13 protein-coding genes are annotated in these 14,050 nt (G+C 40.5%); 11 read left to right on the top strand and 2 right to left on the bottom strand.

Annotated elements, in window-relative coordinates:
* Nucleotides 1-49 precede the first annotated feature (49 nt).
* From ACQKKK_RS07300 to ACQKKK_RS07350, 11 genes are all read left to right on the top strand, one after another.
* Nucleotides 50-1,171 (top strand): sensor histidine kinase, encoded by a 1,122-nt coding sequence (locus ACQKKK_RS07300; RefSeq protein WP_427615185.1) that lies wholly within the window; start codon nucleotides 50-52, stop codon nucleotides 1,169-1,171.
* 12 nt (nucleotides 1,172-1,183) lie between these two features.
* Nucleotides 1,184-1,792 carry a response regulator gene (locus tag ACQKKK_RS07305; protein WP_427615186.1) on the top strand — a complete coding sequence of 203 codons (609 nt, stop codon included), beginning with the start codon at nucleotides 1,184-1,186 and terminating at the stop codon, nucleotides 1,790-1,792.
* A gap of 126 nt (nucleotides 1,793-1,918) precedes the next feature.
* Entirely contained in the window at nucleotides 1,919-2,440 is a 522-nt protein-coding gene (msrA, locus tag ACQKKK_RS07310; RefSeq protein ID WP_427615188.1) for a peptide-methionine (S)-S-oxide reductase MsrA, read from the top strand.
* A 434-nt stretch (nucleotides 2,441-2,874) separates the two neighbouring features.
* Nucleotides 2,875-3,570 carry a response regulator transcription factor gene (locus ACQKKK_RS07315; RefSeq protein WP_427615189.1) on the top strand — a complete coding sequence of 232 codons (696 nt, stop codon included), beginning with the start codon at nucleotides 2,875-2,877 and terminating at the stop codon, nucleotides 3,568-3,570.
* Nucleotides 3,567-4,922 (top strand): sensor histidine kinase, encoded by a 1,356-nt coding sequence (locus ACQKKK_RS07320; RefSeq protein WP_427615191.1) that lies wholly within the window; start codon nucleotides 3,567-3,569, stop codon nucleotides 4,920-4,922. Before ACQKKK_RS07315 ends, ACQKKK_RS07320 begins: the two co-directional genes overlap by 4 nt.
* Nucleotides 4,923-4,986: 64 nt before the next feature.
* Nucleotides 4,987-5,535, top strand: a complete 549-nt coding sequence (locus ACQKKK_RS07325; protein ID WP_427615192.1) for a PepSY domain-containing protein — start codon at nucleotides 4,987-4,989, stop codon at nucleotides 5,533-5,535.
* Nucleotides 5,536-5,720: 185 nt separating this feature from the next.
* The gene (locus ACQKKK_RS07330; protein ID WP_427615193.1) at nucleotides 5,721-6,995 is read left to right on the top strand and encodes a right-handed parallel beta-helix repeat-containing protein; all 1,275 of its coding nucleotides are present in this window, start codon (nucleotides 5,721-5,723) and stop codon (nucleotides 6,993-6,995) included.
* Entirely contained in the window at nucleotides 6,992-7,546 is a 555-nt protein-coding gene (locus ACQKKK_RS07335) for a nitrous oxide reductase accessory protein NosL (RefSeq protein WP_427615195.1), read from the top strand. The genes ACQKKK_RS07330 and ACQKKK_RS07335 overlap by 4 nt, the downstream gene beginning before the upstream one ends.
* 78 nt (nucleotides 7,547-7,624) lie before the next feature.
* Nucleotides 7,625-8,437, top strand: a complete 813-nt coding sequence (locus tag ACQKKK_RS07340) for an ABC transporter permease (RefSeq protein ID WP_427615197.1) — start codon at nucleotides 7,625-7,627, stop codon at nucleotides 8,435-8,437.
* The gene (locus tag ACQKKK_RS07345; protein WP_427615199.1) at nucleotides 8,434-9,129 is read left to right on the top strand and encodes an ABC transporter ATP-binding protein; all 696 of its coding nucleotides are present in this window, start codon (nucleotides 8,434-8,436) and stop codon (nucleotides 9,127-9,129) included. Before ACQKKK_RS07340 ends, ACQKKK_RS07345 begins: the two co-directional genes overlap by 4 nt.
* Nucleotides 9,130-9,336: 207 nt before the next feature.
* Nucleotides 9,337-9,807, top strand: a complete 471-nt coding sequence (locus tag ACQKKK_RS07350; RefSeq protein ID WP_427615312.1) for a tetratricopeptide repeat protein — start codon at nucleotides 9,337-9,339, stop codon at nucleotides 9,805-9,807.
* A gap of 241 nt (nucleotides 9,808-10,048) precedes the next feature.
* Here the strand turns inward: ACQKKK_RS07350 and shc are convergent, their stop codons facing one another.
* Together shc and ACQKKK_RS07360 are read right to left on the bottom strand one after the other, a co-directional pair.
* Nucleotides 10,049-11,944: a squalene--hopene cyclase gene (gene shc, locus ACQKKK_RS07355; RefSeq protein ID WP_427615201.1), complete on the bottom strand. Its 1,896-nt coding sequence runs from the start codon at nucleotides 11,942-11,944 to the stop codon at nucleotides 10,049-10,051.
* Nucleotides 11,945-12,117: 173 nt separating this feature from the next.
* Entirely contained in the window at nucleotides 12,118-13,773 is a 1,656-nt protein-coding gene (locus tag ACQKKK_RS07360) for a M14 family metallopeptidase (protein WP_427615203.1), read from the bottom strand.
* Between the last annotated feature and the right edge of the window lie 277 nt (nucleotides 13,774-14,050).

Below are 14,050 nucleotides of genomic sequence, written 5' to 3' on the forward strand. Positions count from 1 at the left end.
ATAGAACACCTTAGTATATACTAGGAGAAAAAGAAATAGAGGCGGCGCCATGCAAAGTTGGTATCATATCTTTCCGAAGAACACAGGGCTGAGCCCTTATGTCTGGATCATTTTTTGTATCCTTCCTTTTTACTTCATTTTCAAATCTTCATCGATGTTGGAGACTGCCTTTGGAATCGTCATGATCATTTTGTTTTTCATATCATATGGTCTCTCATTCGTTTCGAAGGGATGGCCCGTATACGTATGGACGGCTATACAAATAGTCATATCCATATCCATGACCATATTTTTCAGCTACATTTACTTTTCACTCTTTTTAGCATTCTTTATTGGGAATGTTCAAAATAAGGTTGGCTTTTTCGTATTATATTCGATTCAGCTATTAGCCACCATCGTTTCTGTCAATATTGGATTCATCATGAAAGACCCTACCTTCTTTTCGCAATTTCCCTTTATGCTCATTTGTGTAGTAGGCGTGATCCTTCTCCCATTCAACACATATAATCGGAATAAGCGTGATAGGCTGGAAGAACAATTGGAAGATGCACATAAAAGAATATCCGAGCTTGGCAAAATGGAAGAACGCCAGCGGATTGCCCGTGACTTACATGATACACTTGGACAAAAACTTTCTTTGATTGGCTTGAAAAGTGACCTTGCAGGGAAATTGATTGATTTAAATCCTGATTCGGCTAAGAAGGAAATCAAGGATATCCGTCAAACGGCGAGGACGGCACTTAAGGAGGTACGGGAAATGGTGTCGGAAATGCGTGGGGCCAAGCTATGCGATGAAATCATCCGGGTCAAGCAAATATTGAAAGCGGCAGAGATAGATTTCAATTTGGAAGGCACAACAGAATTGCAAGATACTCCATTGCTTGTTGAAACCGTTTTAAGCATGTGCTTGAAAGAAGCTGTGACAAATATCGTCAAACATAGCTGCGCCGACTCATGTAATATCGTCATCGAAGAATTACAGACAGGAGTGACGATCAAAGTCCAAGATAATGGAGTGGGGCTTTCACATAAATCAGAATTTTTGAAGGGCAATGGACTTCAAGGAATGAAAGAAAGGCTTGAATTCGTTAATGGCAGCCTGGATATTAAATCAACAGATGGAACGACACTTTATATAAGGGTTCCGAATGCTATAAAAAATAATGGATAGGTGGGATTAACATTGATTAGAATCGTAATTGCTGAAGACCAAAGGATGCTGCTTGGCGCTCTAGGTTCTATCCTTGATCTGGAAGTGGATATGGAAGTTGTCGGAAAAGCGAGCAATGGGGAAGAAGCAATGAATCTCGTCAATCGTTTAAAGCCGGATATCTGCATTACGGATATTGAAATGCCAGTTAAAACCGGGCTCGATGTAGCGGAAGAGATCAAGGGTCAGGGCCACCAATGCAAAGTCATCATTTTAACCACTTTTGCACGCCCTGGTTATTTTGAAAGGGCCAGAAAGGCCGAGGTAGGTGGATATCTGCTGAAGGATAGTCCAAGTGAGGAACTGGCGAACTCGATCCGTGTCATCATGGACGGTCGGCGCATTTATGCTCCTGAGCTGGTGGATATGGCTTTTGAAGAAGAAAACCCTTTGACTGAAAGAGAGTGCCAAGTGCTCCAATTGATTTCAGATGGTAAGAATACAAAGGAAATTGCCAGCGAGCTTTATCTGACCAATGGAACGGTTCGTAATTACATTTCGGTCATTCTTGATAAATTGGATGTAAGCAATCGTGTTGAAGCTATTGTAAGATTCAAGGAAAAAGGCTGGTCAAAAGATTGATTTAGGGTTTGTCAAATGATACATCCCTTTTGAAGCGATTGGCTTGGAGGCTAAAAAAAATAGTGTTAGGATTAGGATATGGTATATTAGTTTTTATTACATATGTATAGGAAGGTGATGATCATTATGCAAAAAGCTACATTTGCTGGAGGCTGTTTTTGGTGCATGGTGACACCATTTGAAGAACAACCCGGGATTGGGGGAATCGTATCCGGTTATACAGGGGGACATGTTGAAAACCCTGCTTACGAGGAATTGAAGACGGGAACTACAGGACATTATGAAGTCGTCGAAATCACTTTCGATCCCCTGTTATTTCCTTATGAAAGACTGCTTGAACTATATTGGCAGCAAATCGATCCAACCGACGATGGCGGTCAATTCCATGACAGAGGAAGCCAATATCGGACGGCCATCTTCTATCATGATGAAGCTCAAGAGAAACTGGCTCTTGAATCGAAAGAAAAGGTGGCAGCCAGCGGGAGGTTCCAGAAACCCATCGTAACGGAAATCCTTCCGGCCCAACCCTTTTATCCTGCCGAAGAATACCATCAAGGCTATCATAAAAAAAACAAAGATGATTATAAAGCGGACCGTGCGAAATCGGGACGCGATGAATTCATTGACCAGCATTGGAACGGTGAATGAAATGGATCATTATTAAACGATCCAGTTGATTGAAGAAATCCGCTCCCTTTCCGCCGACTGTCTGCCAAGCCACATCAAAGCAAGCGCCTGTGGGGTCTTGGCTAGCCAGTTATTCGGGATGAGGCCGTTCCGAACACCATTTTGTCGACAAACTTTGACTATGGAAATATTCCATAGTCTTTTTATTATGGTTAGCCATTGATACTTAGGCTTTTATTATTTTGCTATGGGGAAATCTATTGTGAGGAATCTGTGTATGGTGTCTATAAAGACCCTCTGGACTGTTCACAACCGGTTCTTTTTTTTTTACATTTTTAAGGCGTGATATAGAAGAAAATATAGTCATTTTTTCATGGGATTTTTATGCGGAGTGTTCAATTTCTCATGATATTTTCATTTTTCTTCAGTACACTAAGGGGTAGGTGGTGGTAATCATGAATAAAAGGATTTTAATAATAGAAGATGAAGAAAAAATCGCGAGGGTCCTCCAGCTGGAACTTAATCATGAGGGTTATCTAACTGAATCGGCTTTTACCGGAAAGACAGGTCTGCAAAGGGCAGAATCCGAAGAGTGGGATTTAATCTTATTGGATGTGATGCTACCCGAGTTGAATGGCATAGAAGTACTTAGGCGTTACCGGAAAAAGAATGGTTCAACACCAGTCATTCTTCTAACCGCAAGGGATGCTGTACCAGACAAGGTGAATGGCCTGGACCATGGTGCGAATGACTATGTAACGAAACCGTTTGAGATTGAAGAGCTGCTGGCCCGAATCCGTGCTTGTTTTCGTACAAATGTACGGGAGAGCCAATCAGAAGGGAAAGCGGATGAACTTAAGGTCCATGATCTGCAATTGAGCCTTGGGACAAGGGACATTCTCAGGCAAGGCAACAGGATCGAGCTGACTTCCCGCGAGTTCGATTTGCTGGTATATCTATTGCAAAATAAAAATCAAGTACTCTCAAGGGAGCAAATACTTACACATGTATGGGGATATGATTTTGCAGGGGATACGAATGTGGTTGATGTGTATATCCGTTATTTACGCAAAAAAATAGATTACCCCTTTGATTTGCAGCTCATACATACTTACCGCGGGGTAGGGTATAGCTTGAAGGAGCCGGTATGAAGATTCGGACGAAAATCCAATCGTATTCCAGTCTTTTTTTAAGCGTCATGCTTATATTGTTGAGTATCATCGTTTTAATCGCCTTTCTTTGGATATCCGTTGAGAGGGAAATGGATCTGCTTGAAGATCAAGCTTCATTAATTGAAGAAAATATCCTGACGAAAGATTTGATTTCCGATGATCCCGATTTAATGGAGCCGTATACCCCTGACGATGGAATGGTGCGGATATTTGGCACAGATGGAAGGTTGGTTAAATCGTTTACGGATGAAGAGGACCTTCAGGGGCTAGCGGTTAAATCCATTAATGAGAAAGGATTTGATTTTAGCAAAGCTGATGGGGATTACGTGTTGACCTACCGTTACCCTTATCCCGAAGAAGGGAAGAAACTAGGGATGATCGAGGTAACACAGCCGCAGGATACCCTCCTTGATAATTTATCGACTCTTGCCCTCGTATTAGGTGGTGCATCCCTTTTTGTCATTCTTCTATCCATTCTTGCCGGTAAATGGCTGGCAAATCTAATCCTCAAACCCATATCGATCATGAGCGGGACAATGATGGATATTGAGAAAAGTGGAGAATTCAAAAGGATCCCGCTTTCGGATCAATCAAAGGACGAGCTACAGGTAATGGGGGTGTCATTCAACAGGATGATGGAAAGGCTGGAGCGGAATTATAACCGACAGCAGCAATTCCTTTCAGATGCTTCACATGAATTGAAAACACCGATTACGGTCATAGAAAGCTACTCCTCACTATTGAAACGCTGGGGAATGAAGGATGAGGTGATTCAGGAAGAGGCGGTGGAGGCAATCCATCATGAAGCCATCCGGATGAAACAGCTGACGGAACATCTACTTCAGTCCGCTTCCCAAAGTGAACCTTCCAAGGATATTGAAGGAAAAGTCGAACTTATTTCGTTTTGTGAACAGATTGCCCAAACATTTAGAAGGACGGCAAATCGTGAAATAAAGATACATTCCGAGTTTAAGGAAATATATGCAATGACCATTTCCAGCAAGCTTGAACAGGTGCTTGTCATCCTATTGGACAATGCCATGAAATATAGTGAATCGGATATACAGATCCTGATAAAACGGCAGGCTAATGAAATTTTCATTGGTGTTAAAGATCAAGGCGCAGGGATATCACCAGAGCATCTCCCGCATGTATTTGAACGTTTTTATCGCGTGGATTCATCAAGGGCAAGGAAAACGGGAGGCAATGGACTCGGGCTTTCCATCGCTCGAACACTTGTCGAGTCATTCGGCGGTAAACTGGAAATTCAAAGCGAAGTGGGAGAGGGGACGTTGGTGACTATTACTCTTTCTCATCAAATTCTAATCTAGCGCTCATGTTCGTTTCATGAATGATGGTTATTCTTAAGGTAACAACTCAAAGGAGGAACTATTCATGAAAAAGCAGTGGACTACGATAAAAGAAGGTATCATTCAAAAGAAAAAGGTAATCATGACGGTTTCCATAGCTTCTGTATTGCTTTTCGGCGGTGCCGCTGGAACGGTGGTATATGCAGTCAATAAGAGTGCGTTATCCGAGGATGAGGCTGTCAAAATGATTTCAGAAAAACTGGGCGGTAAGGTTACTCAATTTGAAAAGGATTGGGACCAGCCGATGACCTATGAGATGACCGTTAAAACGAATGAAGGCTATCAAGATGTTGAAGTCGATGCTGAAAAAGGAGAGATCCTTTCTCGGGAGATGGAAGATGAAGACGATGGGGATATGAGCATACAACAAGCAGTGGAAACTGCAAAAATCAGCATGGATCAAGCTGAAAAGATTGCCTTGAAAGAGGTGGATGGTCAAGTGACGGATGCAGAGCTGGATTCAGAGAATGGCATCCTTGTGTACGAGTTGGAGATAAAACAAGGTAAGAAGGAATATGATATCGAAATCGATGCCAATACAGGAGAAGTATTAAAAGTAGAATTGGATGATTAACGGTACCTATCTTTTGGGAAGCATTGCGAAGAAGCAATGCTTCTTTTGCTTATTGTATAAATAATTGATAAATAAGCCAATACTGATGAATAAAATTCAATGCTCATTCAAAAGCATTTCAAACTTTCTTCACAGTTCTTGTCTATAATAAATTTGGAAGTATCAGTATAGCGGGGGTATATGCTATGAAAATTTTTAAAATGGCACTTTTTTTCCTCGTTCTATCTTTTTGTCTGCCTAGCATTAGTGAAGCATCTGGATTACTGCAGGCTAGAGTTGATCGTGCCTCGGCAGGAGCAACTATCGAAATAGAAGAAGGAGTTTATGAGGAATCAATCGTTCTTTCAAAGCCGATTACCCTAAAAGGCAAAGGTGAAGTAGTGATTCGTTCTTGTGTAGAACAACCAATCATTACAATTGAAGGCAAGCACGTTTCCTTACAAAACATAAAGGTGGAACAGTGCAGTGATGTGAAGAAAAGTACAGCCATTTCTGTGATGGGGTCGAATCATAATCTTCAAAACCTGTACATTGATACAACACAGTTTGGTATCAAGCTCGATGGTGCTCAAAACGTGATGATACAAAATAGCGAGATTATTGGAAAGCAAAAGGGAAATGGTATCGACTTATGGGAGTCAAATAATAATACGATTCGAAATATGAAGATCTCTAGAGTAGTGGATGGGATTTACCTGGAACAGAGCCATGATAACTCATTAAAAGGAAATTCCTTGAGCCGTTCACGATACGGCCTGCATCTGATGTATTCCAATAATAATCTGCTTAAAGAAAATGTATCCAAAGGAAACATGACAGGAACAATGTTGATGGAGGCAAAAGGTACATCCGTTTTGCATAATGAGTTTTCAAATAATAAAGATAATGTGAATGCACAAGGGCTCCTTATGTATTATGTGACAGGAACAGAGATTATCAGGAATCAAATGACTGAGAATCGGGTGGGGATTTATATGGAGAACTCCCAAAAAAATCTTTTGAAGTCGAATAAGTTAACTGATAACTTTATTGGTATTCAATTTAACAAAGCGAATGAGAATAAGGTAACCCTCAATACATTTGTTGGCAATGTGAATGAAGCCCAAGCCATTGAGAGTTCAAAAAATGGCTTCATCCAAAACTATTGGGATGCTTCAGCGAAGATTGATACAAGAGGAAAGGGAACGAGTGCTATAGCTTTCACAGCTGATCCATATTTCTTAACGTTGACAAAGGATGTTCCAGAATATCAGTTGTTTTTCCAGGCCCCAGGTTTGACCTTGCTTCAGAAAATGCTGAAAAGCCCTGAGAGTCAACTATTAAAGGATCCTAGACCGCTAATGCACCCTTCTGTAGATGTGGAAAAAGAAACATCATCAAGTCCTGTATTATGGACGATTAGTGCATTCATGGTTTTTTTAAGTTTACTATTATTTATTTTTGGGAGGAAAAGAATATGAAAAAGAAGCTGAGTTATATTTTACTAGTTGGCATTTTATCAATTTTGGCAGCTTGTGGAGACAAAGAAGTTAAACCGGTTGCCATAGATGAAGCAACAGATACTTGTGAGACATGTAATATGGCAGTCGTTGATAACCAATTCGCTACGCAAATCATTTTGAAAAACGGAAAGTCCATGGTATTTGATGATATTGGTTGTATGTATGAATGGCTTGGTGAGAATGAGGATAAGGACATTGATGCAGAATTTGTAAGAGACTTTGACGATAAAGAATGGGTCTTGGTCAAAGAGGCTACATATGTTTACGATACATCTGTAAAAACTCCAATGGCTTATAATGTGATTTCATTTAAAGACAGTAAAGATGCAGAGCAATATGTGACAGATCATAAAGATAGCTCTATCATGACAGCAAAAGAATTAGATAAGCATTCTTGGAAGAGAAGTAGTGAAATGATGAAAGATATGAAAAAACATGGTGAAGAAACAGATCATTCTCATTCAGAGGATGGCGAGATGGAGAAGGAACATTCAGATCATGATATGTAAGGGTTCATGACTGGACCGGCCCTGTTCATGGCCGGTCTTTTTTGAAATACTATAGAGAATTTTAAAAGGGGAATGACGATGTGGAATATATGGCGGTCTGAGCTGCGTATGACGGTAAGGCAACATTCCTATTATTCATTTTTATTTTTATGGGTGGCTGTTTTATCGCTTTTATTTTTACTGCAAAGTAGTGCTCCCTCTTTAACAGGTTATACGAATACGACGGGTACAGTCGTCAATGTAGCGTTGTATATCATTCCGCTATTCATGTTGATAATCGGTTCTTTTTCAATCGCAAATGAAATGGAAAATGGACAGTGGCGTTTGTTGAGTACATATCCTTTATTTACACTTTCTTATGTAATGGGGAAAATTGGCGGACAATACACGTCCCAGTTAATAGTTTTTACGTTCAGCTATGGAATCAGTTTGGCTATAGGCTTAATGTTTGGAGCTGGATTCGCTTCAGAATGGCTAATGGCGATTTACTTTTTTTCTATTTCACTCATATTTTTCTTTCTTGTATTGGGAATTGTGATTGGAACAATCGTTTCAACAAGGTGGCAGGCGCTATCAGTTTCTGTGATTATTTGGTTTTTCCTGATTATGATTTGGCCGACTGCGTTAATGGGGGTATTGGGATTATTCCCTTACACATGGGTCGAACCGTTGATGAAGGTCGCCCTCTTTATTAATCCGGCTGAATTGTTAAGGGTAGTATTGGTCATTGGACTCGATGGCGGAGCGGTTTTCGGTCAGGCGTATGATTCTTTAGTGACCTTCTTGGAATCTCCAGTAGCCATCCTCATTTATATCCTTTATGTGATTGTATTTATCACACTCAGCTTGTTATTTTCTATGCTCATGCTGGAATGGAGGAAAAGGCGATGACGAAATTACAAGTAGAAAGAATATCGAAGGTATATAAACATAAAACGGCTTTGACAACCAGCTCCTTTGAGGTAGAAGAAGGGACATGCGTGGTTTTGTGTGGCGGAAATGGTGCAGGGAAAAGCACGATGCTGCAAATTATAGCTGGAATTATTGCCCCTTCAAGCGGAAAGACTTCGATTAACGGAAAAGAAATTCAATTTGATCGAGATAATTATTTAGCAGAAATTGGCTTTATGCCGGATGATTTTCATGCACAGGAAATGATGACGGTTGAAGAATTTCTATCATTTTATGGCTCTTTTCGACAAGTAAAAAAGAAACGAGTTGCTGAAGTGATGGGGCTGGTTGGATTAAGCGAAAAGAAACGTGATTTAGTCAAAAGCCTATCGAAGGGAATGAGGCAGAGATTGCTTTTTGGACAATCTATCCTAGCAACACCAGCTATTTTACTGCTGGATGAACCAACAAATGGACTTGATCCGTATTGGGTCACCCGCTTTGTGGAAATTCTGAATGAGATTAAGGAAAGTGGAACAATCATCGTATTCTCCACTCACATGATGGATGTTGCAGCCGAAACAGGCGATGTTATACTCTTCATGAAGCAAGGAGAAATCATCCAAACAATTAGAAATGAAGGAAATGTGGAAGAAACAACGATGAAGTTAATGAAGCTACACCGGCAATAATGGATATAGATATAGATATAGAAGGTACTTCTGTAAAATCATTTTAAACCCCGCCTTAAGAGGAAGGCGGGGTTTTTCCGTTGTTATTTTTCCTGGTATGAACCTATCCTTATTTTCTTGAGCTTGAATAGGAAATAAAGGGCTGCATCTAGAAATAAGCACGTAGAGATTTTTTTCAATGGGGGAATGAGAGTGGATAATTTAGAAATGGCGCTATCGTTGCGGCACCAGAAAGAATTTGAGAAATCCAATCAATTATTGATGGATCTGGCAAAACAAAATCCAGAGGATGCAGTCATACAGTATCAGTGTGCCTGGAGTTTGGATATTCTTGGACTAGAGGTAAAGGCGGTGCCCCATTATGAAGCTGCTCTCAAACTAGGTTTGCCGGATGAGGACGAAAAAGGAGCCTACCTAGGGCTGGGGAGCACATATCGTACCATTGGGGAATATGAAAAATCAAAACGGACATTGGAAGCGGGACTGGAGAAGTTTCCTGAGGATAGGGCTTTATTGGTATTCAAGGCCATGTCATTTTATAATTTGGGCCGACATGATCTAGCGATGGAATCCTTATTGAAAATAATTGCGGAAACCTCTGAGGATCGAGAAATTCAATCATATGCAAAGGCCATAGAATTCTATAGTGATAAACTGGATAAAGTTTTCTTGGAATAGTGATCATTCATCCCCAAACTATCCACAAAGCGTGCATAAACAAGTCATTAATACATATTCGAAATGGATTAATCAACAAAAATGAGTGGAAATGTTTATCGATGACTTGTTTTTAGTCATTTTACAGGCAAAATAATGTGGATAACCTCGGATTGTGGATAACTTTTCGTTGTTATTCACCCCTTTTCCACAGGTAATCCACATATTCACCCTTATATGATAAAAATCACTGAAAAAGCGATTAAGTATTCATGAATTTGTTTCTGTAGTGACTTAAGGCCAGTAGCGGGTAAATATAGCGATAGCTGTGATAATGGGTATACAAAACGCTTGCCATGAGCTGGCCTGCAGGATAGTTATTGGTCCAGTCTTCTTTTTGAGCTCCGCGGGTGAGATAGGTGATGCCCTTTTCAATTTCAGGTGTGGGTTTGTCAGATGCTGCGATCAACGCATCCACAGCCCAAGCCGTATGTGTCAGGGTACTGGTCCCGAGAGGCATATAATGCTGCTTGATGTCACTATAACAAGATTCACCCCAGCCGCCATCTTTATTTTGGATTTTCTTTAACCAGGAGATGGCTTTTTTGACGGCAGGATGTTCAGAGGAATGCCCAGCTGCCTTCAGTCCAGTCAGTGCCGACCATGTGCCATATAGGTAACATATTCCCCAGCGTCCGTACCAGGAGCCGTCCTGCTCCTGGTCTTTCAAGAGCCAATCTACGGCTTTTTTGCTGACCTTCCCAGGTTTCTTCAAATTTGTATAGTTCCCTAGAAATTCAAGCGTCCTGCCTGTTAAATCAGCTGTCGACGGATCAGTCAAGAGGTAATTCGATCCTTCGAAAGGAATGAGATGTACCCATTTAGGATCGCTTTCTCGTTCAAATGCGGGAAATCCTCCATCGTCATTTTGCATGGAAATTGTGAAGGCGACACCACGCTGCCAGCTTTCCAGATTATCAGGTTTTTCTTGCGTTTGACCTGCAAGCGCCCGTAATGATGCCGTCGTATCATCTACATCTGGATTCATTGTATTCAAATCAGAGAAACCCCAGCCACCTGGGACCGCGTCAGGATTATGAATTAACCAATCTCCATACATATAATGCTGGCGTGACAGTAAATACTGATTGGCGGACTTTACAGTTTCATCTTTTGATGGCAGTCCGGCTTCTTGCAGGGCATAGCTGATTAAGGATGTATTCCAAACATGTGCTGTTGTAAATTGGATATGTGTGTGACCATCAACGGAACAGGACATTCCCTTCAAACCGGAAACAGCTTTTAGGATTACAGGATCTTTTTTCGAGTAGCCGGTTGAAAGTAGGGCAAAAATCATGAAAAAGGTAGCCCCAAAATAATTATACAACGTTCCGTCGGATTCTAGCCGGTCGAGCATAAATCGTTTTGTAGTTTCTAGGGCCAAGGAATGAAGATAATCTGGATAACCAATTAAAGTTTTGACACCTGTTTGAAGTTTGGAAAAGAAGGAGCGGTATTCGTCGGTTCGATATTCTTTCCACACATGCTCCTCAGACCGTTCCTCCCTTGTTTGATATAAATCTTTTAAACTAGGTGTGTTTGGGGACATGATCTGGAACCTTTTATGCCCTAGTAAAAGCATTGGGACCATGTTGACACGCCCATATACGGATAGGTCATAAATGCTGAAGAAGAAGGTTGGCGGCAGTAATATAGCTTCGAGCGGGATCGGGAATAGGAGTGGCCATTTATATTGTCCAGTGATGGTGAGCATCATTTTAGTTAACATTTTGGCCTGTTTAATTCCACCTTGAGAAAGAATGAATTGTTTGGCTTTCCTCATATGAGGATCTTGTTTTTTTCTCAGTCCGCTATAAAGGAGACCATAATAAGCTTCAATAGTGACTGAAAGATTACCGTCTTTTTCATCATGGAAAAGTCTCCAAGAGCCGTTTTCCGTTTGTCTGCTTTCAATCCTTTTTACTAATGCCTCTATTAAAGAGGAATCTTCTATTTCTAAAACTTTAAGTAAAATAATCATATAGGCATCAGCTGTTATCCCAGTGTCAAAGGGATAATTCCAAGATCCATCTGCTGATTGGTCTTGTTTCAAGCGATGAATAAGGCGGTTCATTTCCAATTGCACATGCTGGTTCAAAGTCGTTCCCCCTTTAAACACATCGTCCGTATATATATATATTCAAAAGCTCTCAACACATTCAAAAAATAAAGTCGGCCAATAGGTTTAAAAGTGAATTAAATAGGAGTTCAAAAATAAAACGCTTCAGCAACGAAAGCTGCTAAAGCGTTTTAGAAAGTAGTCGAAATGCATTATTTAACTGGTAATGCTGATTGTTTCATGTAGCGGTAAATCGGTAATTCTCCGCCCTTAACAGCGGGAATGAAATTGAATGTCACATAGCTGTCTATGCCTTCTGGTTCGAGGGCCAAGGAAATGAAGTTGGCGTCAGGCTGGTCCATGTTAAATACATAGCTTCCTTTTGGGAAATCTTGTTTTTTATCAGTGACAGTGGTTTTCACTTCTTTGGTTGTGTGCCCGCTTTCAAGTTCAGTGGAAACCGTCAACTCTTTTACGCTATAGCTTTCGACAGGTATTTTCACAGGTTTTTTTAGTTCTTTCACTTGGACTCCCAATACTTGAAGTTTTTTTGCAACATCTTTGTATTCAGGTGGGAGGATATAAGCTGTTGGTCGATCTCTAACAAGGGTAGGGTAGGCATCGGTAGAATCCAGCCAATCGATAGGCGTATCGACCTTTTTGGCTTTTGCTAAATCGACTACTGTTAACCTTTGATTTTTCATTAATTTATTTTCGCTGGTGATGACAATTTTGTCATTATCATTTGCTTTTCTCCCTTTTTTAACCACTTCATTTTCCGCCTGCTTGACCACCTTTTTTACTTTATTGGCATGATCAGCTGTCGTTTTAATGAAGGCAGCCTGAGCTGTAGCTTGTGCATAAACACGACGTTTGAAATCAGTACGGCCGATATTGATACCCCTTGTTTCAATTAAATAGGTCATCGTATTTTTCAATCCGAGAGCGTTGCGACCGATGCGGGCTTCTGTGCTTCCTTCAGTAGCGGTAAGAATTCCAGTATCAGAAGTATCGAGTGTATAGTAATCATGATAGGAAAGCTTTTCTTTTTCCAATGTTTTAAAAACATTAGGCAAAAGAAGTTCATCGGATGCTTTTCGAAGCTGTTCCGGAATATTTAAATTCTTTGCTGATGAAATGAGCAGATCATAGGAAGCGATGGATCCATTAGCGCCTACCTTTTTAAGGGGGGCGGGGTTCACTGTATATTCATGTACATCAAGAATGACTTCAGGCTCATAATCATTGATGGTTTGATGAATAGTCTGTACCTCAGGATACTCCACTTTTAAGTAATCTCGATTCGCATCCATGTCATTTGCGGTAAATCGTTTGAAATAATAGGAGCCATCTGGATTTACGCGTGGAACGATGGCAATGTTCACTTTATCGAGGACGTCACCAAGTTTTCCTTCAGCAAGCCACTGGGCAATCACTAATGTAGATTCACCAGAGGCGGGTTCATTGCCATGAATCTGACCTTGAATCCAAATCAAAGGTTTATGGGAATCCTTATTCAGTTTTTTTGAATCCTTGCTGAAAAGAAGCATCGGGATGTCGCGTCCTTCTATTGATTTACCTATCGTCTTGACTTGGATGTTCTTGTTTTTATGGGAGAGGGACTTGATATAGCCAATCATTTCTTCTTGGCTCGTAAAAGCGATCTTGCCTTGCATAAAGGCAGGGGTCTTGAAAGAAACATTAGGATCAGGGAAAAGGTAGGAGAGGTTATCAGGTTGAATAAAGCTTGGACCATTTCCATAATAAGGGGTGAATTCTTCTGTCTTTGCGATGGGGTTCTGGCCAGGCAAACCAATGACAAGACCTAGGGTTACGAATGACACGATGGTAGGAATGATTTTTTTCATGGACGTCCTCCTATATATCTTTTTCCATAAATTATCATATATTAAGCTATATATACAGTATAACCGTAGGAAATAGAGAAAAACAGGAAGTATCTACTAGATCAATAAAGGCATTCCATGGCTTGCAGCCCAGTGAGTCACACTCAGAAAAACATGAGTATAAAAAACCTCTTTCTGCCAAAATAAGAGTGTGGATGTTTTTCGATTATCTTTTCATAAGGGAATGACTCTGATGCATAATAATCTTTAACAACCTTCATCAAGGCTTATTTTTCTA

The sequence above is a fragment of the Peribacillus sp. NPDC006672 genome (genome assembly GCF_050274955.1).
Taxonomy (GTDB): Bacteria; Bacillota; Bacilli; order Bacillales; family DSM-1321; genus Peribacillus.